At 33.7% G+C, this 21,699-nt stretch carries 19 protein-coding genes; 5 read left to right on the forward strand and 14 right to left on the reverse strand.

Going from position 1 to position 21,699, the window contains the following annotated elements:
* Positions 1–175 precede the first annotated feature (175 nt).
* Both HOG71_14065 and HOG71_14070 read left to right on the forward strand, forming a co-directional pair.
* Positions 176–949, forward strand: a complete 774-nt coding sequence (locus HOG71_14065; GenBank protein MBT5991972.1) for a C40 family peptidase — start codon at positions 176–178, stop codon at positions 947–949.
* 35 nt (positions 950–984) lie between these two features.
* Entirely contained in the window at positions 985–1,623 is a 639-nt protein-coding gene (locus HOG71_14070; GenBank protein ID MBT5991973.1) for an SUMF1/EgtB/PvdO family nonheme iron enzyme, read from the forward strand.
* Positions 1,624–1,628: 5 nt separating this feature from the next.
* Here the strand turns inward: HOG71_14070 and HOG71_14075 are convergent, their stop codons facing one another.
* The 5 genes from HOG71_14075 to HOG71_14095 all read right to left on the reverse strand — a co-directional run bounded on the left by HOG71_14075 (position 1,629) and on the right by HOG71_14095 (position 7,277).
* Positions 1,629–1,754: a DUF2196 domain-containing protein gene (locus HOG71_14075; GenBank protein ID MBT5991974.1), complete on the reverse strand. Its 126-nt coding sequence runs from the start codon at positions 1,752–1,754 to the stop codon at positions 1,629–1,631.
* Positions 1,732–3,846, reverse strand: coding sequence for a T9SS type A sorting domain-containing protein (locus HOG71_14080; GenBank protein MBT5991975.1), 2,115 nt, complete (start codon positions 3,844–3,846; stop codon positions 1,732–1,734). The genes HOG71_14075 and HOG71_14080 overlap by 23 nt, the downstream gene beginning before the upstream one ends.
* 251 nt (positions 3,847–4,097) lie before the next feature.
* Complete coding sequence (locus HOG71_14085; GenBank protein ID MBT5991976.1) at positions 4,098–4,295, reverse strand: YwbE family protein; 198 nt, start codon at positions 4,293–4,295, stop codon at positions 4,098–4,100.
* Between the two features lie 2 nt (positions 4,296–4,297).
* Entirely contained in the window at positions 4,298–5,953 is a 1,656-nt protein-coding gene (locus HOG71_14090) for a SulP family inorganic anion transporter (GenBank protein MBT5991977.1), read from the reverse strand.
* A gap of 64 nt (positions 5,954–6,017) precedes the next feature.
* Entirely contained in the window at positions 6,018–7,277 is a 1,260-nt protein-coding gene (locus tag HOG71_14095) for a DEAD/DEAH box helicase (protein MBT5991978.1), read from the reverse strand.
* A 350-nt stretch (positions 7,278–7,627) separates the two neighbouring features.
* On the opposite strand from HOG71_14095, the gene HOG71_14100 reads away from it, so the two are divergent.
* Positions 7,628–8,152: a hypothetical protein gene (locus tag HOG71_14100; GenBank protein MBT5991979.1), complete on the forward strand. Its 525-nt coding sequence runs from the start codon at positions 7,628–7,630 to the stop codon at positions 8,150–8,152.
* Between the two features lie 13 nt (positions 8,153–8,165).
* Here HOG71_14100 and HOG71_14105 read toward each other — a convergent pair whose 3' ends face one another.
* The 6 genes from HOG71_14105 to fbp form a co-directional block, all read right to left on the reverse strand.
* Positions 8,166–9,398 (reverse strand): 1-acyl-sn-glycerol-3-phosphate acyltransferase, encoded by a 1,233-nt coding sequence (locus HOG71_14105; GenBank protein ID MBT5991980.1) that lies wholly within the window; start codon positions 9,396–9,398, stop codon positions 8,166–8,168.
* A gap of 3 nt (positions 9,399–9,401) precedes the next feature.
* Positions 9,402–10,070 carry a leucine-rich repeat domain-containing protein gene (locus tag HOG71_14110; protein MBT5991981.1) on the reverse strand — a complete coding sequence of 223 codons (669 nt, stop codon included), beginning with the start codon at positions 10,068–10,070 and terminating at the stop codon, positions 9,402–9,404.
* A gap of 291 nt (positions 10,071–10,361) precedes the next feature.
* Complete coding sequence (locus HOG71_14115) at positions 10,362–10,856, reverse strand: asparaginase (protein MBT5991982.1); 495 nt, start codon at positions 10,854–10,856, stop codon at positions 10,362–10,364.
* Positions 10,857–10,859: 3 nt separating this feature from the next.
* The gene (locus HOG71_14120) at positions 10,860–12,947 is read right to left on the reverse strand and encodes an ATP-dependent zinc metalloprotease FtsH (protein ID MBT5991983.1); all 2,088 of its coding nucleotides are present in this window, start codon (positions 12,945–12,947) and stop codon (positions 10,860–10,862) included.
* A 5-nt stretch (positions 12,948–12,952) separates the two neighbouring features.
* Positions 12,953–13,339, reverse strand: a complete 387-nt coding sequence (rsfS, locus tag HOG71_14125; protein MBT5991984.1) for a ribosome silencing factor — start codon at positions 13,337–13,339, stop codon at positions 12,953–12,955.
* Positions 13,340–13,496: 157 nt separating this feature from the next.
* Positions 13,497–14,513 carry a class 1 fructose-bisphosphatase gene (gene fbp, locus HOG71_14130; GenBank protein ID MBT5991985.1) on the reverse strand — a complete coding sequence of 339 codons (1,017 nt, stop codon included), beginning with the start codon at positions 14,511–14,513 and terminating at the stop codon, positions 13,497–13,499.
* A gap of 90 nt (positions 14,514–14,603) precedes the next feature.
* On the opposite strand from fbp, the gene HOG71_14135 reads away from it, so the two are divergent.
* Positions 14,604–15,860, forward strand: a complete 1,257-nt coding sequence (locus HOG71_14135; protein MBT5991986.1) for an aspartate kinase — start codon at positions 14,604–14,606, stop codon at positions 15,858–15,860.
* 68 nt (positions 15,861–15,928) lie between these two features.
* Positions 15,929–16,240: a hypothetical protein gene (locus tag HOG71_14140; protein ID MBT5991987.1), complete on the forward strand. Its 312-nt coding sequence runs from the start codon at positions 15,929–15,931 to the stop codon at positions 16,238–16,240.
* 51 nt (positions 16,241–16,291) lie between these two features.
* Here the strand turns inward: HOG71_14140 and HOG71_14145 are convergent, their stop codons facing one another.
* Genes HOG71_14145 through HOG71_14155 form a run of 3 tightly spaced genes read right to left on the reverse strand, consistent with a single transcriptional unit; the run spans position 16,292 to position 21,664 of the window.
* Positions 16,292–16,858, reverse strand: coding sequence for a DUF4294 domain-containing protein (locus tag HOG71_14145; GenBank protein MBT5991988.1), 567 nt, complete (start codon positions 16,856–16,858; stop codon positions 16,292–16,294).
* Between the two features lie 47 nt (positions 16,859–16,905).
* Positions 16,906–18,636 (reverse strand): TonB-dependent receptor, encoded by a 1,731-nt coding sequence (locus HOG71_14150; protein ID MBT5991989.1) that lies wholly within the window; start codon positions 18,634–18,636, stop codon positions 16,906–16,908.
* On the reverse strand, positions 18,602–21,664 hold the full coding sequence (locus tag HOG71_14155) for a tetratricopeptide repeat protein (GenBank protein MBT5991990.1): 3,063 nt from the start codon (positions 21,662–21,664) through the stop codon (positions 18,602–18,604). The genes HOG71_14150 and HOG71_14155 overlap by 35 nt, the downstream gene beginning before the upstream one ends.
* Positions 21,665–21,699 lie beyond the last annotated feature (35 nt).

A 21,699-nucleotide genomic window follows, 5' to 3' on the forward strand; every position in this document is an offset into this window, starting at 1 on the left:
GTAAATCGCAAATACTGTCTGCCAATGATAGGGCTTTTTGTAATTTCATACTACAAATATACAATCTATCGCGCTGATTAACAGGTTCTTGGATTCGTTTTTTGCTCGTGTTTATCCACATTTACCATGCAACGGTCTTAAGACTTATTGTAAATTTATTTTTCAAACAAAACCCATGTCCAATTTCGCAATAGCTTATTTATCATATTTTCCAGTACGTAAGGAAGCCGACCACAGGTCAGAGAATATTACGCAACTATTGTTTGGAGAAGTTTATCAAGTGCTTGAAACAAAAGAAAACTGGCATTTCATTAAAGTTCTATCGGATGATTATGAAGGTTGGATAGATTGTTCAGAAATAAAAGCAATTGATGAAAAGACTTATTTTGAAATCAAAAAACAACGAACTGTTTATGCTGCAGGTTTCTTTCAGAAAGTTGGAAATGATACAAACCAACATACCATAGGATTTGGAAGCCCTTTACCTTATTGGGATGGAATCTCTTTTCAAATTGCCGATGAGGAGTTTTTTTTAAGAGGCGAAGTCATACAAGCCAATCCAACATATACGAATGAATTTCTACTGGAACGTGCAAAACGCTTATTGGGCATTCCTTATTTATGGGGGGGAAGAAGCACTTTTGGAATCGATTGCAGTGGATTTGTTCAAAGCCTGTTTAAACTAGCGAATATAGCACTTCCACGAGATGCCTATCAGCAAAAGGAGTTTGGTCATGTAGTGGATTTGAATGAGAGCATAGCTGGTGATTTAGCTTTTTTTGCCAATGAAGAGGGGAGAACCAGCCATGTTGGAGTCATCATGGAAGATCAAAAAATTATACATGCTTCTGGCAAAGTAAGAATAGATAATCTGGATGAAAAAGGAATTTTTAACAGCGAAAGGGCAATATATACACATCAGCTGGAGTTAATAAAACGAATCAAATAAATACACGATTAATCTGAAAATAATTTACACTTCAAATGACTAAAATAGTAAGCCTTTTCATACTCTTTTCTACATTTCTGAATTATGGAAGTTTAAAACCACCCGGAACTATAGGTATTTCTGACAAATTATATATGGATCAGACTGAAATTTCTAACCTGGATTGGACTGAACACCTTGTTTGGCTAAAATTTAAATATGGATTAGAATCGGAAAAATATCAAAATGCTTTACCTGATCTGGAAATCTGGAAGGAAGTGTATGGCATTGATTTCAAATTGATACCTACAAACAAAGTCCCCAACAATTACCCAATTGTGGGAATCAGCTATAATCAGGCTATTGTTTATTGCCAATGGAGAACCCAAGTTGTGAACGAAGTTTATAAGGATAAAATGGAGGTAACATATCGTTTGCCAAGCATTGAAGAATATAAAATTGCTCAAAAGTTTGAGAAAAAAGACACCGAGGATTATTTCTTTCATGAGCAATACAAGCTCCATCAGTTGCCAAGCAAAACTAAAGGCAAGTTTATGTTGTTCTTATCATCCAATGTTAGCGAAATGACCAATGAATTGGGAATAGCCTTAACTGCCGAATATGGGAAAACAAAAAATTATTCAAAAGCTGAAAAATGGCTGGGCTTTAGGTGTGTTGCTGAGATTATTGAATAAAAAGCTTACTCTATAATACTTTTGCCCCTTCCTACTTCTCCAATATCCAATTGCACTTTTATTCCATGTGGGTGATTTGGTGATTTACTCTTAATATGATCGACATAATTATTGTTTGAGAATTCTTCCAGTTGCTAATAATTCAGTTTGAGAATATACTTTATAAAGGTATATACCATCAGCAAAATTGCTTAAATCTATTTCTTTTGAAGCATTATGTAATAAAGTTGAAAATATACTTTTACCATAAATATCAAAAATCTCAATTCTTGATGGAGAAAATCCTCCTTCGAAATGAATCATAAATTTCGAAGAAACTGGATTAGGGTATATTGTGACCTTTTTAAATCTTGTTCCTTCAAATACTTCAGGTGTTCCTAAAATCACTCCATTAGAGTTATATATTCCAATACCATTTTGAGTTGTTGCTATCCAAGTATTATTGAATTGATCAAAAGCAATATCTTCAATAATATTACCAGGAATATTCGAGTTCCAAATATTAAATATTGTCCAATTAGTATTATCAAGAACTGCTAGTCCTTCATGAGTTCCAAACCAAATCCTGTTAGAGTCATCAACGTTTATGCTGTAAACGTCATTACTTGCTAAATCCGAATTTATGGTGTCGTAAACCGTCCAACTTGTTCCATTAAATTTCGCTGCTCCATAATTTTGGAAGCCTACCCATAGATGTCCTATAGTATCAAATGAGATACAATTAACATGCGATCCAGGAATATCAGAATTATATATATCAAATATTTCCCATTTTGTCCCATTATATTTGGCTAATCCACTATGGTGTGAACCTACCCAAATGTTATTAGAATCGTCTACTTCAATAGATTGATTGCGTCCAAATGCTGGTAGATTTGTATTTGAATCATTATAAACATGCCAGTTAATACCATCGAACATGCAAACATTGTATTCAGTTATAAACCACATATTACCATGATTATCTACTGCTGCATCGCGAACGTATTCTTCTGGTAAATCAGAATTTGAAGCATCGAAAATAGTAGTTTTATTATCCCTAACTCTTCCAACACCATCATATAGGCCAACCCATAATGTGTTTTTATCTTGATGTTCTATCCAGCGTGTAGGGGTTTTAATAGTATTCCATTTTTTTTCTTTGAAGCTTACAGTCTGACCAGCAAACTTATAATCACCATACTCACTTAACCATATTTTATTGTCAGCACCATAATCGATATCGAATATTTTATTTCCATGCAGAGGATTATTTGTTACTGAGTATTCTTTCCATTTTGTTTTTTGAAAACGATAGAGCTCCTTCTCTCCCAGAACCCATATATCTCCATTTGATGTAATTTCAATTTGATATTGTCTTGAATTTGGAAGACCAGAATGATATGAATAAACTTCCCAATTTATATCATCGAACATAGCAACTTCATAGTTGCAAATAACCCATTTTTCATTTCCAGATATTTCGATATCACCAACATTATTGTTTGGTAAACCAGAATTGGAAGAGTTAAACAGTGTCCAATTTGTACCATCAAACTTAACAATACCTTGATTCATTACTGAGAACCACATGTTTCCAGAATTATCTTCAGCCATACTCATTATTGTATTACCGGGTAAACCAGAGTTACTTGTATTATATATAGTCCATTTACTTCCTTTTATAGAAACAACACCACTGTTTCGAGTGCTTACCCATATAGTTCCTAATTTATCAACTTCTACCGAAACGATTTTGTTCTCTGGAAGTAATGAGTTTGAAGAATTGTATACAATCCAATTGTTCCCATCAAATTTACACAAGCCGTCTTTATATATTAACCAGTAATTTCCATCTAAATCATCTTTAATATCATAAACATTGTTATCTGGAATTCCAGAGTTAGTTGTATTGTATGTAGTCCACTTCGAACCGTTGTACTTAACAAGTCCACTAAATAAGTTGATAAACCATAAATTCTTATCTTTATCAGCATAGGAATGTCTTATGTAATTCCAATGAAATTTAGCATTGGCTCTATTAAAATAAGTTTTTTTATCTTTATCTAAATCAATAGAAACCGCTCCTCCATTGGTACTTACCAATAAATTATTGTCATATGCAGATATTGATGTTATGGTTTTAAAACTGCTGTAATTAATCCAGTCTTGACTATAAGTAAGAGTAATGGAAAATAGTATTGTTATAACAGTCAGAGAACTTTTGAGCTTTTTGAATTTCATAGTAGTTCAATTTTTTTTAATTAATCTAGTATGCAATTTAGCATTATTATCAGCATTTATTATAGTACAGATTGATCACTTATTTAATTATGATAAAAAAAAGGATTATTATGTGCTTTTAGCTAGTAAACAATTTTATACTTGAATAAATTTCTAAATTAATTCATAACTATATTTCATAGGATGATTCTCCTATTAGAATGATCTATATGCATGATTTGGGGGCATTGAGGAGGTTGGAATAGTCTATGCTATTCAATAATATTCTTCACCCGACCAACTTCTCCTGTATCAAGCAATACTTTTATCCCATGAGGATGATTTGGTGATTTTGTAAGAATTCGTTCTACAATTCCATTGGTGAGTTCGCCTGTTCGCTGATGCTGCTTTTGCACAATCTCTACTTCCAGACCAATTTGGATGTCCTTTCTATTTGTTCCTATCGTCATACTTATGAGTCGTTTTTGCTTTCTTGATCATATTCTTTGAGCCATTCAGCACAGGCGTCAATACTTTTAAATAAATATTTTTCAGGAATAATATTCGGGACAAATCGGTTTCTTTTAAGTAAATAAAGTGGTTGTGCTTGTGTCATTGTAAAAACGACAACAATGCCCATTTTTTGCATTTCTTTAATAACTTCTTCGAGAGCGTGTAAACCTGTTTGATCAATAAATGGAACTTGCTTCATCCTGAAAATGATCACTTTTGCATCAGTGGGTATTTTGTTTATACGATCAAGTATTTTAGCCGCTACACCAAAAAATATAGGTCCATCAAATCGTTTGATATAAACATTTTTCCATTTATTTAAGTCCAGATTTGACTCATCTTCCCAGGCTATTTCTCTGTCGTATTTGTCAACTTTGTCAAGTGATGTATTATGCTCTACCATATCACTTGCTTTACGCATAAATATGACAGACGCAATCACCATACCTATGCCAACAGCTTGTAATAAATCGACAAAAACGGTTAGAAAAAGAACCGTAATTAACACAAGTGCATCTGATTTAGGGATAAGAAAAATGCTTTTTAAACCTTTCAAATCAATGATACTTATACCAACAGTAATTAAAATACCTGCCAGAGCAGCCAGTGGTATGAATGCAACATATTTTGCTAATCCTAAAACAATTAACAATAATAGCAGAGCATGTATGACACCTGATAATTTTGAATGACCACCTGATTTAATATTTACTACAGTTCGCATGGTTGCCCCAGCTCCAGGTATTCCACCAAAAAGAGATGCCAGCATATTACCAATTCCCTGACCAATAAGCTCCTGATTACTTTTATGCTTGGTTCGGGTTATATTATCGGCAACAACTGAAGTTAATAAGGTGTCAATTGTACCCAAGCCTGCTAATGTAATAGCAGGTATTAAAATTAAACTTAAATCAGAAAGGTTGATGCCTCCTAAGGCAGATATTTTAATTGAAGGAAGGCCTGTAGGCATTGTTCCAATTGCAGGAGTTTCGAGAGAGAAAAGAACACTTACAAGGGTAATGATCAGCAATGCAACCAATGTGCTTGGGACGACTTTTGTAATTCTTGGGAAAAGGTAAATGATTAAAACTGTTCCTAATGCTAATAATACAGATGTGTTATTGGTGATACTCAAGGCTTGTGGAAGTTCTTTAACAACATCCATAATTCTGACAGGAGAAGTCAATCCTAAAAGGGGGAATACCTGGAAAATAATAATAATTACGCCAATTCCGCTCATAAAACCCGATAGAACAGGATAGGGGATGTATTTTACGTATTTCCCAATTTTTAAAATGCCAAAAATAATTTGAAATGCGCCTGCCAACAGAAATGTCAGGATAATGATTCCCCAGGCATGTTCAATGTCTCCATATTTTGAAATAGCTAGAGCAACAACAGTCGCTGATAATATTGTCATTGGTCCTGTTGGACCACTAATTTGAGTTTTTGTTCCCCCTAAAATTGAAGCAATCAAACCCAATACAATTGCTCCATATAAACCTGCGCTAGCACCCAATCCTGATTGAACACCAAAAGCCAATGCCAAGGGTAAGGCAACTATTCCAGCTGTTAAGCCTCCAAAAATATCTCCTTTTAAATTCGACAACCTCATTTAGTAAATCTTGATTATACTAATAAACCTGATTTCTTTTCTGTTTAAATATATAAATGAATGTTTAAAATGCTCTGGCTCTATTAAATCTCTTTCTGGGTGAACTATTTGCAGTAAACTTTGGATTTGCCTGCACAGGATTACGCCTTGGAGGACGTGGCTGTTTAATAGCTTTTACAGGATTATGATCTATCAGCGGATAATCATGATCATCAACAACAACTAACTTTTTGGAGATTAATTTCTCGACATCCTGCAAATAAGGTTTTTCTTCTGCCATACAAAAGGAGATAGCTGTTCCTTTTGCTCCAGCTCTACCTGTTCGTCCAATGCGGTGGACATAGGTTTCTGCAATATTGGATATGTCATAATTGAAAACAAATTCTAATTCATCAATATCAATTCCTCGGGCAGCTATATCTGTTGCCACTAATACACGCGTTGTTTGCTTCTTGAAGTTCTTTAATGCATTTTGTCTTGCATTTTGTGCTTTGTTGCCATGAATAGCTTCAGCAGTAATATTACTTCTTTTCAGAACTTTAACCACTTTATCTGCACCATGTTTGGTACGAGTAAACACCAAGGCTGTTTTGATATTATCATCCTTTAAAATATCAATCAATAAAGCATTTTTATTCCCTTTATCTACAAAGTAAACATATTGCTTGATGATATCTACAGTTGAAGAAACAGGCGTAACACTCACTTTTTTAGGATGATGTAAAATTGTAGCGGCCAACTTTGTGATTTCAATAGGCATCGTAGCTGAAAAGAATAGGGATTGTCTGCGTTTTGGTAGTGCAGATATAATTCTTTTTACATCATGAATAAAACCCATATCGAGCATACGATCAGCTTCATCAAGTACTAAAATCTCAACATCTGAAAGACTTATAAAGCCTTGGTTCATAAGATCTAATAATCGGCCTGGTGTTGCAACAAGAATGTCAACTCCATATTGTAGTGCTCTTGTTTGCGGATTTTGATTGACTCCACCAAATATAACCGAGCAGCGTTGCTGCGTATGTCGTCCATATGCATTAAAACTTTCACCAATTTGAATGGCTAGCTCTCTGGTTGGAGTGACAATTAAACTCCGTATGACTCTTTTTTTCTGGTGTGATTTTTTTGTTTTTAATAATTGTAAAATTGGGATGGCAAAAGCGGCTGTTTTGCCAGTTCCGGTTTGTGCACAGCCTAGCAGGTCTGTTCCTTTTAATATAATTGGGATAGATTGAGCTTGTATAGGTGTTGGAGTAGTATAACCTTCTTCTTCAACAGCTTTTAAAATAGGTTCTATTATGTCTAATGATCTAAAATTCATATAATTATTATAATGTTAATGTAATAGTTTACAAACCAGATATCTGGTTTTGTCTTTGTTTTCGTTTTGTTTAAATGATTTGTGTAGCTTTCTACCAAATAATTTATCTGGTCTTTACACATATGCTTCATACATGCAGAAAGACTGATAGTGCAATAATTTAGCAATTAAGGCTACACATAAGGTGTGACTTAAGCGGCAAATGTAGGCAAATTAAGCTTATGAATGATATCTGCACTAAAACGTTATTAAATAGCAGTGAATATGAATTAAAATGCTTACTGAAAATAGTTAATAAAGCTATGCCTGCGATTTTAGTCGTAACTTTGATCAAACAAATACAAAAAACGATGAAATCATTTAAAGTTATTGCGATCCTATTATTGGGACTTTCATTTTTTTCATGCAGTGAAGGAAATATTTTTTCAAATGAGGATGAGTCTTCTATTGAAGTTCCAAAAGTAGTATTAGATGCATTTGCAACTAAATATGCTAATGCTAAATCTATTGAATGGGAAAAAGAAAATACGATTTATATAGCAGAGTTTAAATTAGATAATGTTGAGTTTGAAGCTGAATTCGATATGGATGGATTCTGGATGCAAACCGAGAAAGAAGTAGATGTCAAGGATTTACCTGCTGCAGTTATTGCAAAAATAAATACAGATTACCCTGATTTCAAAATTGAAGAGGCTGAGGAAGTAGAAACTTCTGAAATTACCTATTTTGAGCTGGAAATTGAAAATGGCGAAATGGAATATGAAATAGGGATTGACAATAGTGGTAAAATCCTTTTTGTTGAAGAAGAAGATGAAGATGACAATCAAGATGGTGATGACAATGATGAAGATAACGATGAGGAGCATGAAGATTAGATTCGATTTTGTATTACATGTTAATATAGGGCGATAACTTATTTTCTTGCCCTAGTTTTTTCCAAATTGCATTTACAGCAACTTCCCATTTCAGGGCAGATACGCCTTCACGCGATCCTATAATCCGATAAGGTTCATTTTTATAATAGATTTCAAGTCTTTCGTGAACTTGTGGATTAATCGCTTGTAAATCATTGAAATTGAATGTAATTTGCTTGCTATTTTCCTGAAAACACAGATCAATTCTGTCCATAAACAATTTTACATCTGCCTGACCAATAGATTGCAAATCAGCGTCTTCTTTTCCATAATAAATTTTTGATCCTTTGTCTTCAAACAAGCAATCCTGATATCCAATTTCAAACTTCTTTTGTATGTCCTCTAAAAGATACTTTTCTTGCCAGTAATACCAATCTCGAATATTATCAAAATGGAGCTTTCCTGTACTGATTCTTTCAAAGAAACCATAGTCGTTAATGTGTATATCGTAATTGCAATTGCAGCATGTGAAACTATTCCCACCCACTCTGAACGGATCAATAGCATGACAATCAGGACAAAGATATAAGGCGTGATTAATATGCTCTGCCTTACGATCTAAATGAATTATGTTTTTGTTTTTCTTTTGATAGGCTACTTCATCATGTTTTAAGGTGTTTTGTAATCGAGCAAATATTTCTTCTTCCGATAATTTGTGAACTTCTTCTTTATTTAGTAGCAATATGTATTCTACTTCAACTTTCGTTTTTCTAATTTTCTTCGACCATCTGGGATTGAATAAATTCATTCCTTTTAAGATGGAAACTACTACAGGAACATCTAACAGCTTTATTAATTTGACAATGGATTTGTCCATTTTAAAACTTGAACCAGCCCAGTTCCGAACCGCCTCAGGAAAAATACCCACATTCTCACCTTGTTGAATGACTGAAATAATATCACGGATAACCTGGGTATCACGCATATTTTTCTTCTTCGCAATGGTACCAAGGCGAGTGAGAAAGAAATTCGTTGTTTTGTGACGAAATGCAGCATCAGAAGATACAAAATGAGTGAACTTTGGCAAGAAATGACCTGCAATAAAAGGATCCCAAAAACCAACATGATTGCTCAAAAGCAAATAAGGTGATTTAAGCTTTTTGACCTCAGAGGGTAATTTCTTTTTGATACGATAGTAAAGAATGAATAAGGAAAATACAAGGTACGTAAGAAATCGAATGTAATATTTTGTCGGATAGGATTTCATATCCTAAAAAATAATTTTCGTATTGGGTAAGAGGGTTATGAGATTCTTTCTTTCTGCTTCGTTAATTGGATTGAATTGTAGATGCAATTCTTTAAGGTTTTGCATTTTAACAATACTTTCAGGAAGTGTTTTGATATTGTTTTCAGCCAGCATCAATATTTCTAATTGATCCAATCGACTAAGAATACTTAAAACCTGACGAGTATTGATGTTTTTATTATAGGATAAATTGATTTGTTTTAAATTCTTAAGCCGTGCAATATCTCTTGGGAGTTGCTTTAGCTGATTATCACTTAAGTCAATATTCTCCAATAACTTAAGCTTCACAATCACAGGCATTGCTTTGTTGATGTTTAAATTTCGACTATAGGATAAGCCCAGATATTGTAGCTTTTTAAGTCTTCCAAGCTCACGAGGTAGTACCTTAAATTTGTTAGAACCCAATTCAAGTATTTGCAAATTCTTAAATTTCCCAATTTCTCTTGGAAGTTCTGAAAGTTTACTACGCTTGAGGTTTAGTTTGTGAACTTTTAAAGGCTTGTCAATGGCATCTTTCCAATTCCTATATTCTTTGGCTTTTGCAAGCTCTTTTGGAGATAGAATATTCTGGGAATAAATAGGATTATAACAAAGAACAAACACCAGTAATAATGGTAGTAACTTAATTCTCATGATAAGAAGATTCACGTCTGCTGAACGAATTATTAAGAAAGGATAAAAATAGAATTAATGGGTGAATCAGCCTAAAAAAAGCGTGTGAAATTTACATCATTAAAGGTAGCTTGGCTTTGCTGTACATGCTAATGAACAAAGCTAGAAGACTAACAAAGACCATTATTGTTTTCTGGTCGATGCCCAATTTCTTCAAAAGTGTGATAAGAATTAATGTGATCAATTCAGTAAATTTTAATTTTTTGCTCTATTTTAAAACGCGCTAAATATACAATTATTATCAATTGTGTGTTAAAAATTATTTAGCTCCTCAAATTCCCCTTTTTGTCTGTTTTTCTGTACGTTATCATGTGCAAAATATCGGCCATTCATGGATATATATACTCCCTTAGGAAGACATTGAACAAATGCCAAAGAGCTGCCTAAATTAAAAAGGCCGTCTGAACTTCCAAATTTATAAGGGATCATGGCTCCGGTTAGCACAATGGTCTTTTCTAATTTAGCCTGAGCGAGGAAATTGGCCGTTTCAACCATGGAATCGGTACCGTGTGTAATGACAATTTTATCTTCTGGTGTTTTTCTGCAGTTGGTAAGTATGATTTCCCTGTCAGATTCATCCATCTCTAAACTATCAATCATCATTAGGGTTCTTATCTGCACATCTACTTTCGATCTACCTAATTCTAGCATTTCCTTTAAATGACTATCCTTGAAATACAAGGTTCCATTCAATTCGTTGTATTCTTTATCGAAAGTACCACCTGTTATGAATAAGCGAATACTCATGAATTATTCTGTTTTATCTTCTGATTCAGCAGTTTCAGTAGTTTCTTCCTTGTTTTCTTCAACAACAACTTCTTCCTGAATTTCCTCTGCTTTCGCTTCTTCTTCTTCTAAATATTCAGCAGTTTCTGCATTTGATCTGTTCTTTGCTTCTGCTTCTGCTTCTGTTTCAAAAGGTCTACTGCCAATAAGCTTCTCAATATCGCTTTGGAAAATTGTTTCTTTTTCAAGTAAAACATTGGCGATTTTTTCAAAGGCTTCAACTTTCTCTTTTAACAATGCAAGTGATCTTTGATAGCTTGTTTCAATGATCTTACGTACTTCTTCGTCAATAGTTTCAGCAGTTTTATCACTATAAGGTTTTTGGAAACTATACTCTTTCTGTGGATCATGGAAAGAAACATGTCCGAGTTTATCGTTCATTCCATAAATCGTAACCATGTCGTATGACATTTTTGTTACCCTTTCCAAATCGTTTTGTGCTCCGGTTGAGATTCTTCCGAATTTTAATTCTTCAGCAGCTCTTCCGCCAAGCGACATGCACATGGTATCCAGAATTTGCTCTGTTGTATACAGATATTGTTCTTTTGGAAGATACTGAGCATAACCCAATGCAGCATAACCTCTTGGGACTATAGATACTTTTAATAATGGGGATGTGTGCTCGAGATACCAGCCAATAATTGCATGACCTGCTTCATGATAAGCAACAATTTTCTTTTCTTCAGGAGAAATGATTTTGGTTTTCTTTTCCAATCCTCCAATTACACGATCGATGGCATCCTGAAAATCCTGCATTGAAACAATGTCTTTATTTTTACGAGCAGCAATTAGGGCCGCTTCATTACAAACATTGGCAATTTCAGCACCAGCAAATCCGGGTGTTTGTTCAGCAAGGCGTTCCGATTTAACATTGGTATGCAGTTTTGTTAATGGTTTCAAATGCACATTAAAAATCTGGATACGACCTTTTAAATCTGGTCGATCGATGGAAATCTGTCTGTCGAATCGTCCTGGTCTTAATAGGGCAGAATCCAATACATCTGGTCGGTTGGTTGCTGCTAGTATGATAATACCTGAATTAGATGAGAATCCATCCATTTCTGCCAACAGCTGATTTAAGGTGCTTTCTCTTTCATCATTACCGCCTGGAGCAATTGTCTTACCTCGTGCTCGACCAATGGCATCAATTTCATCAATAAATATAATGCATGGGGCTTTAGCTTTGGCTTGGTTAAATAAGTCTCGTACACGAGATGCTCCAACACCAACAAACATTTCAACAAAATCAGAACCTGAAAGTGAATAGAATGGAACGCTGGCTTCGCCTGCAACGGCTTTTGCCAAAAGAGTTTTACCTGTGCCTGGAGGGCCTACCAATAATGCACCTTTTGGAATTTTACCGCCTAAATCTGTATATTTTTTTGGGTTTTTGAGGAAATCAACAATTTCAACAACTTCCACTTTTGCTTCTTCCAAACCTGCAACATCTTTAAAGGTAACGTTTACTTTGGTATCTTTATCAAATAATGTTGCTTTGCTTTTACCAATATTGAAAATCTGACTTCCGCCTGCTCCACCACCCTGGAACCTTTTCATAATAAATATCCAAAGTAGAACCATTAATCCAATGGGGATAATCCAGCTAAACACTTCACGTCCCCAGTTTTCCTTATTCTTATAATAAATTGGAATTTTATCAAGGGTGTATTCTTTTTCTAAATTTTGAACATCAATTTGAAATTCTTTGGAATCGGGCACATTAAATTTATAATGTGGTCCTTCAGCGCTTTTTCTGATAGCCTTCTCATTGAGTTTGTCATGTCGTTCGCTTTCTAAAGCATCTTTTTTAATGTAAACCAGTACTTCCTGATTGTTGATGACTTCAAATTTTTCAACGTCTTTATTAATAATCATTTCTTCCACCTGCACCCAATAGGTGTCTTTTGTGAAATCACTTGGGAAAAAATAAGTACCAAACAAAAGCAAGGCAATCACTGCATAAATCCAATAAAAATTAAACTTCTTAGGGTTTTTTTTGTCCGGATTTGTAGGATTAACTTTCTTTTCTGGACTTTCTTGTTTATTTGTCATAAGATTTATATGATAATATTCTCAGATGCATGAACTTCAATTTCGCCATCACCCCATAATTTTTCAAGGGCAAAAAATTCTCTCTTTTCTTCGCTGAAAACGTGTACAATAATGTCGAAATAGTCGAGCAATATCCATTCCTTATTTGTATAGCCTTCTTTATGCTTTACTTTCTCACCAGTAGTTTTGAATACTTCTTCTTCAACGTTTTCTGCTATGGCTTCCACTTGTCGATTTGATGTACCGTGGCAAACAATAAACAGATCGGCTAAACTGTTGTTTCCTTTTCGCAGGTCAATGCTTGTAATATTACTTGCCTTCTTGTCAAGCATACCCTTTATTATCGATTTTTTTAGAATTTCTAAATCCTGTTCATTTACTTTACTAATCATTCACAATAGTTTAGCGTTATTTTGATGCAAAAGTATTGATTTCCTTATTAATATATTTAATCGATAAGATGCAATACTTGTGGATAATTGACTATCAAATAAGAAGACAAAAAGAAAGATGCAGAGAAAAGATGACAAAAAGACAGCATTTGATTGATCAACCGTATCTTTTAATAAATTCTTCCGCTAAATCAACCAATTCTGTATTACCTATAAATAGGGGTGTTCGCTGATGAAGATCATTTGGTTGTATGTCTAAAATGTTGATGCCTTGTCCATCAGTTGCTTTACCATTTGCTTGCTCAATTAAAAAAGCCATTGGATTATTTTCATAAATCAATCGCAATTTGCCTTCAGGAGCTTTTACTGATCCTGGATATATAAATATCCCTCCTTTTAATAAATTACGGTGAATATCAGCAACGAGTGTCCCAATATAGCGAGCTGAAAATTTCCCCATTTCATCCGTAGCATCACTTTTTAAATAGTTAATGTATTTCTTTAATCCTTCCGAGAAGTCTGAAAAATTAGCTTCGTTTAATGAATAAATATTGCCTTTTTCAGGTAATGTTATTTTTGGGTGAGACAAACAGAACTCTCCAATGGATGGATCAAGGGTAAAACCATTAACACCATTTCCGGTTGTATAAACCAACATGGTTGATGATCCATAAATTACATAACCAGCTGCCACTATATTTCTGCCTTTTTGCAAACAATCTTCTTGTTTACCACTTCCCTCACCATCTGATACTCTTCTGTAAATACCGAAAATGGTTCCAATAGAAGCATTCACATCAATATTTGACGAACCATCTAATGGATCGAAAACAACAACATATTTAGCAGGTTGGACATTATTCTGTGTAGGAACTTCGACTATATCCTCGTTCTCCTCAGATGCAATTACACAGCAATCTTCTCCAGAGCTTAAAGCAATAATAAGCATTTCGTTGGCATACACATCCAGCTTTTTCACTTCTTCGCCCTGAACATTAATTTCATTTGCTGAACCAAGTATATTTACAAGGCCTGCTTTATTTACCTCTCTATTAATAATCTTAACGGCTGTTGCGATATCACTCAGCAAGCTTGAAAGCTCACCTTTTGCATATTCGAAGTCTGACTGACGTTCTACGATAAACTGATTTAGTGTTTTAACCTCTCGAAGCATTTTTCTTTTTTATTTTTGCACTACAAATATCTCTATTATTTTATCAATTTCGGTGAAATTGTAATTTTTTAAGCATAATACAAGAGGAGTATGCAAGTATTTAAATTTGGGGGAGGAATAATTCAGGATGCACATGCAATTGAGAAATTACATTTAATCCTGCAGCAGTATCAAAATGAGAAAATAATAGTTGTTTTATCTGCAATCAATAAAACAACGAATAGCTTAGAAAAGCTGATAAGTGAGTTTTTGCATGACAAAAAGCAGTTTTATGTTTCTTTGGAAAAAATAAAAAGTTTTCATTTAGAAGTGATTCAAGCACTGCGGTATACTGACGACCTTCCTATTAAACAAGAGGTCAACAGTTTGTTTGATGAAATATTGAAAACATTTGTATCGAATGAAGATAAAGATTTTGATTTTTTATACGATCAAATTGTGTGCTATGGTGAATTGATTTCCAGTAAGTTAATAAGCGAATATTTGAACCAAAAAGGTTTGGAAAACACCTGGTTTGATATCAGAGAATATTTAAAAACTTCGAACTTATTCAGAAATGCAGCAATTATTGAGACGCTTTCAAGAGAAAATGTAGTTGACTTTGTTGCTAGTAGTGAAGCGAATTTAATGATAACCCAAGGTTTCATAGGATCAACAATTGATGGTTTTTCAACTACTCTTGGAAGAGAAGGATCCGATTACACGGCTGCATTATTGGGTAATTATACGAAATCGGAACAAGTGGTTGTGTGGAAAGATGTGAAAGGAGTATACAATGCCGATCCTAAAAACTACCCTCATGCACTATTAATTCCTGAGCTTACTTATCAAGATGCACTCGAGCTTACCCAATTGGGAGCCAAAGTTTTACACCATAATTCAATTACTCCCTTACAATCCTTAAATATACCCTTAGAGGTAAGGCAATTTGATTTAGCTGCAGAAAAGGGAAGTATAATACATGATTCGGCTGAACCAATTGCCCATATTCCTATTATCATTCATCGATTTCATAAATACCTTTTAAAAATACAGTCCAAAACAAATGAAGAATTATCGGATCCGGAAAAAGAGCAGATTTCCGATTGCATTCGTGACAATCATATGGTATTAAATTTTCAAGCCACTATCGATCAAGCTCAATATCTTTGTTTAAATAATTTTCCTGAATTGATATTGAAAGTAATGGTGCAGTTAAGTAAATATTATCATATTGAAGTTTTCGATCAGGTATGTATGGTGAAAGTGAAAAATGCACAATCGGACATTATAGAGCAGTTAACCCAAGGAAAAGATTTGTTAATCAGTGATTTGCAGGATAATATTCAATATATTTTCTATTTGTAACAAATCAATTTGTTATTTAGATCGTAATGTTTGAAAAATAATCTTATTTTTGCACAAAATTTTGAGATATGACTACGAATAGTTTGACTAGGAAAGGGATGAGATTAATGGACAGAATCGCCAAAAGAAAGACATTGCTTAAAAAGAGTACTGTTAAGGGATTTGTAAAACCTGAAAATTGGGGTCCTGAAGTAAAAGTTGAAAAAGCAGCAAAGGAAGTTGAGAAAGTTGAAGAGGCTGTTGCTGAAGTAGAAGAAACGATTAAAGAGGTAAAAGAAGAAATCGTTGAAGTAAAAGATGAACCTAAAAAGGAAGTGAAAAAAGCTAAAAAACCAGCTGCAAAAAAAGTAAATAAAGAAGCTGATTCAGATAAAAAGTAATTTAACAGATATATAAAGAACCCTGATGTTTTCATCGGGGTTTTTTTTTGGCTATTCGTAACCTAATAATCGAATGGCTGTTTCGATTTCTATTTCTTTGGCTGGATTATAACTTTCCTTCAAATTATAACCAAAAACTCTGGCTAATCCCTGCCAAAATGCAGCAGTTAGGCCGCTTCGGTAATCATGAATTATGGTATAAGATGTTTTTCCTGTTTCTCTGTCAATAAGTTTAATGAGGAGTTTCCCTTGAGAAAAAGTCATTTTTCGAATATCATTTTCAAATTCGCTAATCAGTTGTTGCTCTTGTTCTTTGTAAAATTGTTTTCTTAATTTCTCATCCTGAATGCCCATTAAAGATCTGTCAATAGCCAATAAACGTGCACTGGCTAGTTTTGCATAAGGCATGACAACACGCATATTTCGAACAAGTCTGCTATTACGTTTATACCATCTTCTCATTTTAGATGACATCCGGGCACTCACATGAAATTCAGGGAGTTGAATGTATGCACATGTATCTCCATTGGAAATAATTGCGGGAAGTATTTTAAATTCTTGCCCTTTTACGACTGAACTTAAAATTAGAAATATGCTTATGAAAAGAATTCTTTGCATTCTTTTATAAAGTCAAAAGATATGCCATGACAGCCAAATGTTATATGTTATAAATTCAATTTTGCACCTGCTAAGAAATGAAAACCTCTCAGATTATAATTGTTCCAATAGCTGTATTTATTGTTTAAAATATTGTTGAACTGAAAGAACAAGCCAAATTTATCTGAGAATTTATAGGTAATACCAACATTGATATCGTTGATTGGCTTCAATAAAATATTAGGTCCAAAAGGAGGAACACTTAGTGTATTCCAATCCACGGTACTTCTTTGTCCAATTAAGAAATAATCGATGTTAAAATACACTTTATGTTGAATATGATATTTTGCTGAGAATTTAAAATCCACATCAGGCATATGCCAAGCTACAAAACTGCTATTTGCTTTATTATATTGGTAGTAATTAACTGCAGCAAATAATTGTAAATTGTTAATGACATTTAATTCTATCTCAGCATGTAATTTTATAAGATTGACTGCAGACGAATCATAGAGTGTTAAAAATCGTTCGGAATGAGTTGAGTCATTAATAAACATCAACAAGTTTTCGATGGTTTGATGAGAGAAACTTGTATTATACCTGAATTTTTCATGCACACTACCCTTTAAACCCGCAAATAGTTCAAGCTTATTATTCGTGTTTTTCAAAGTAAAATTGGAGGCTATAAACGGATTTTCATAAGCCAGACTTTTATAGGTATTTTCTTGTAGGCCTCCTTTGATTCCGGCAAAACCATAAAGGAAATTGCTTGCTAATCGTCCTTCAATTTTCAGAATAGGATAGAAGTGTGTTTGAGATCCAATACTGTCTATTTCAGTTGGTGCATCAAAACCTATTTCAGCGACAAAATTGTCACGGATAAACATGTAGTTTGCGTTTACATCAAAATAGGTTCGCGACAAGCTGGGATTTGAGCTAATAAAATATTGATTAACAGTTGCTTCAAATCGAATGGGATTTTCTTTGAAATACTGTTCGATTTTTCCATTAAATGATATTGCGCTTTCATTTAATCGTTCGTAATCGCGGAAGTTATAAAATGAGACATTGGTCCAATATCGGATTTTACTGCGTTTAGTTAGTTCATTGGTCAGATTCAAATGGAAGCCAGCATCTAAAAAGTTCTGCCTTATTTGTTCAGCATTTAATGTGTCGAAATCTACATTTTCAAGTGGATCAAAACCATATTGATGGTGTCGATTGTTTTCAACAAACACTTTTCCCGAAAGCGTGTTTTTTCTAAAATCCTTATGTCCATCAATTTCGAATAATTGCTCTGATACATTGGATTGTTTTACTGTCGCTTTTCCGGAATTATGTAGTGCATGAATACTTAAAGATCTGTCTCGCAATTTGGTTGTATTAAATACACCTTCTACAATTATATTATTGTAATTGCCAAATCCGCCTTTCAGGTAATAATGGTTTAATTTAACTCGTTTTGGCCTTACTAATCGCATAGCAGGTAGTTTTTCTATCAGTTCTCTTTCCACAGGAAACAAGGATGATGTTACCCGATAAGTTATTTCTGGTTTATTAATTTCAACCTTTTCGTTAACGGGTATAACATCTAATTTAATAGCATCCCTGAATTTTGGAATATAATCTCTCACTATCTCTTGTGAGCCTGTAAAAATAGAGTTACTATCCTGAGCTACAGATAAGAATGGAATAAGAAGTCCAATCAGTAAAACTATCTTCGATATCGGTTTAGTTGTTTTCATGTGCATCATGGCTGTAATATTAATTGTCGCTATCAATTTCAATTTCGTTTTCATCTTCATCAGGATTTGTTTGTTCCAGACTTTTTTCCAGCCGAATTATTTCGGCAAGTTTGTTTGAGGCCAATTTGTTTATTCCCTCATCTGGGAAATTGTCAATGATACTTTGCAAAGTAGATTTTGCCTGAAAGAAATCACCCATTTTTACAAAAACATCGGCCAGCAAAATAAAACCTTTAGCAACATAATAGTCATTATTTGAAAAATCATCTTTCAGCGCTAGTACTGTATTTAAAGCTTCATCGTAATCTTCTTTTAAATAAAAAATATAAGCCGTTAGATATTTTGATTCAGCACCAATATTTCCACTGTTATTGCTATATACTTGAGTAAAGGAAGCCATGGCCTTATCCAATTGCGACAGCTCCAAATTTGATTTGCCGGAATAATAATGGGCTTCTATTTTGTGATCAATGCTGGCATAGGCTAAATTGAGGACTTTGTCAGCCATGTCGATACATTGTTGAAATTCCAGTAATTTATAATGACATCTCATTTGTCCCAATGCAGATAAAAGTACATTTTCCCGGATAACAGCAATTTCCTCTAATTGTCTGAATCGCATCAAGGCTTTTTCATAATTTGTATTGGAATAGAAGATGATTGCTGCTCCTTTTAATGCTTTTTCAACAAATTCATTCGGACTCATATCGTTAACAGCTTCGTAATGTTCAAGCGCTAAATCTTTACGACCTTCAGCATTTGCAGAATAAGCAAGGTAATAGTTGGCATTCACCACAAAATAGCCATCAGGATACTGAAGTAAATAGTTTTCCAATTGTTTTATTGCATTTGCATGTTCATTCTTCTTAACAAAGCTGAATGCCGAATGGTAAATAGTAGAGTCTTTAAATGATTTTGTAAGACTCGTTTTAGGTGCATATGGAAGTACTTCATCACCTTTTCCCTGATCAATCAGAATTTCTCGTAAAGCATTAAAAGCTTCTTTGGCTTCTTCTGAGTATGGATATTGATTGATAATCGCTTTAAATTGATCCAGGGCATTATCGATATTATTCAAATTATAGTTGGCTTGCCCTATTTTAAGTAAGGCAGATGTATAATATGGACTTCTTGGAAATTCCTGTATCAAGTAATTGAATTTGTTTTGAGACTGTGCAAACTTGCCACTCATAAAAAGCATATTGCCAATTTCAAATAAAGCATCATCTAAATAAGGTGAGTCTTTGAATCGAACACTCAGGTCTTTTAATGTGGCCAGTTTTTCATCATCTTTGTTTTGAAGGCCCAATATGGTAGCTTTTTGGAACATGGCATAATCAACTTCCTGCTTGCGGTTGTTGATTGTTTTATTATAATAGTTTATGGCATCAGCATAGTTGGTTTGAGCCATATAGCAGTCTGCTGTTCGAATAATAGCATCATTATATCGATTCGAATTATTACTTGTCGATTCCAGACTAACATATTTGTCGAAATTTACACGAGCATCATTAAATTTTTCTTGCTTGAAATAAGTATAAGCAATATTGTAATAAGCAATACTGTAATAAGGAGTTTTTCTTGATTCACTGATCCATAAAAAATTCTTATACTCTCTTTGTGCAAAATCATATTCCTTGAGTTGGAAATAACTTTCTCCTAACCAGAAATAAGCCAATGCTTTAATCTTTTTGTCTTTATCAGTGCGTATTGATTTTACTAAATTGACTTTTGCTTTGTCATAGTTTTTATTTTGGAAAAAAGCCAGTCCATAATAATAGGTTAGTTTTTGATAGGATTTGCCTAAGGCTTCATTTCGGTTGGAAAGGCTTTCAATAATGGCAATAGCTTCTTTATAGTTGGTTGTGTTTTCAAGGATTTGACTCATTAATGTTTTTGCATCATCTTGATAGGATGATGAGGGATAATCCTTGATAAAAGCTTTTAAAGCGGTAATGGCTTCCCTATCAAAGCCCAATTCATAGGATAATTTAGCATAATTGAGAGCAGCAATTTCCTGTATTTTTTTGTCGAAATTAAGTTTAGCAACAAAACTGTACATATTTCGAGCTTTATACATGTCTTCTGTTGCCAAATAGGCTGTTGCCAATAAATAGGAAATGTTTTGACCAAATTTAGTTTCCTCGATATTAATGAACGTAAACTCTTTAATGGCTTTGGAAAATTCCGTGTTTTTAAAAAGACAATATCCATAACTATAATGATCGCTTTCAGTGAATTTATGATTTGAATTCTTGAGTTCATCATAATATATAATTGCCTTTGCATATTCTTTTTGCTGGAAATAAGCCTCTGCCATATATGACTTAATATCTGTTGCACGTTCAACATTTGACATTTTAAGTGCGTCTTCTCCAAATGCGATTGCGTTATCAAACTTGTTCAAACTCAGAAAAATATGAGTGATATAGGCTGGGACTATTTTTTTGAAATTATTATCGTCCTGAATAGCTAAAAACTTCTCCAATGATTTATCATATTTTCCATTTTGATAATGAATATAGCCAATGTAGTAAAGTGCAATATGGCGATAAGCATTTGGTGCATTATCAATTTTATTAAAAGCGGATAAGGCTTTGTTTAAGTTATCATCCCTGAAATAACAATAGCCAAGCATGTAGTAATATTCAAATAAATCATCCTTGCCTAGTTGCCTTGGATTTTCAAGTTTGACAAGATATTCAAGTGAATTTTCATATTTCTTTTTGTAAAAATAAAACTTTCCCAATTCAAAGAAAACCGTGAAATCCTTGTTTTGTTCAGGATATTTTTCAAGATAATCCAGAAAAAGCTCTTCGGTATTGGTCATGTTCAACTCCTTGGCGCTCATAGCAATGTAGTATTGCGATCGCGCTTTTAACAGATAATCATCACCATGGTTTAAATAGTTTTTAAACTGAACAATTGCCGCATTGAATTTCTTTTGGGTATATAATTCAAATGCATTGTTGTAAATTTCTAATGGATCTGTATCTATTAATGTTTGCTGTGCATGAAGGGCCGGGAAAAATAATACGGCAATCAAACATGAAATAATAAACTTACGTAATGCTTTAGTCATTTGATTACAAGGATTTAATTTAATCTAAGGGTCAA

Source organism: Bacteroidota bacterium, from assembly GCA_018698135.1.
Classification (GTDB): domain Bacteria; phylum Bacteroidota; class Bacteroidia; order CAILMK01; family JAAYUY01; genus JABINZ01.

What these genes read in the sequence shown, in the direction of transcription:
- HOG71_14145 (MBT5991988.1), bottom strand. Translation starts at nt 16,858, where the DNA reads ATGCAAAGAATTCTTTTCATAAGCATATTTCTAATTTTAAGTTCAGTC.
- HOG71_14135 (MBT5991986.1), top strand. Translation starts at nt 14,604, where the DNA reads ATGCAAGTATTTAAATTTGGGGGAGGAATAATTCAGGATGCACATGCA.
- HOG71_14080 (MBT5991975.1), bottom strand. Translation starts at nt 3,846, where the DNA reads ATGAAATTCAAAAAGCTCAAAAGTTCTCTGACTGTTATAACAATACTA.
- HOG71_14095 (MBT5991978.1), bottom strand. Translation starts at nt 7,277, where the DNA reads ATGAATTTTAGATCATTAGACATAATAGAACCTATTTTAAAAGCTGTT.
- HOG71_14065 (MBT5991972.1), top strand. Translation starts at nt 176, where the DNA reads ATGTCCAATTTCGCAATAGCTTATTTATCATATTTTCCAGTACGTAAG.
- HOG71_14120 (MBT5991983.1), bottom strand. Translation starts at nt 12,947, where the DNA reads ATGACAAATAAACAAGAAAGTCCAGAAAAGAAAGTTAATCCTACAAAT.
- HOG71_14100 (MBT5991979.1), top strand. Translation starts at nt 7,628, where the DNA reads ATGAAATCATTTAAAGTTATTGCGATCCTATTATTGGGACTTTCATTT.
- rsfS (MBT5991984.1), bottom strand. Translation starts at nt 13,339, where the DNA reads ATGATTAGTAAAGTAAATGAACAGGATTTAGAAATTCTAAAAAAATCG.
- HOG71_14115 (MBT5991982.1), bottom strand. Translation starts at nt 10,856, where the DNA reads ATGAGTATTCGCTTATTCATAACAGGTGGTACTTTCGATAAAGAATAC.
- fbp (MBT5991985.1), bottom strand. Translation starts at nt 14,513, where the DNA reads ATGCTTCGAGAGGTTAAAACACTAAATCAGTTTATCGTAGAACGTCAG.
- HOG71_14150 (MBT5991989.1), bottom strand. Translation starts at nt 18,636, where the DNA reads ATGAAAACGAAATTGAAATTGATAGCGACAATTAATATTACAGCCATG.
- HOG71_14105 (MBT5991980.1), bottom strand. Translation starts at nt 9,398, where the DNA reads ATGAAATCCTATCCGACAAAATATTACATTCGATTTCTTACGTACCTT.
- HOG71_14155 (MBT5991990.1), bottom strand. Translation starts at nt 21,664, where the DNA reads ATGACTAAAGCATTACGTAAGTTTATTATTTCATGTTTGATTGCCGTA.
- HOG71_14085 (MBT5991976.1), bottom strand. Translation starts at nt 4,295, where the DNA reads ATGACGATAGGAACAAATAGAAAGGACATCCAAATTGGTCTGGAAGTA.
- HOG71_14090 (MBT5991977.1), bottom strand. Translation starts at nt 5,953, where the DNA reads ATGAGGTTGTCGAATTTAAAAGGAGATATTTTTGGAGGCTTAACAGCT.
- HOG71_14140 (MBT5991987.1), top strand. Translation starts at nt 15,929, where the DNA reads ATGACTACGAATAGTTTGACTAGGAAAGGGATGAGATTAATGGACAGA.
- HOG71_14070 (MBT5991973.1), top strand. Translation starts at nt 985, where the DNA reads ATGACTAAAATAGTAAGCCTTTTCATACTCTTTTCTACATTTCTGAAT.
- HOG71_14110 (MBT5991981.1), bottom strand. Translation starts at nt 10,070, where the DNA reads ATGAGAATTAAGTTACTACCATTATTACTGGTGTTTGTTCTTTGTTAT.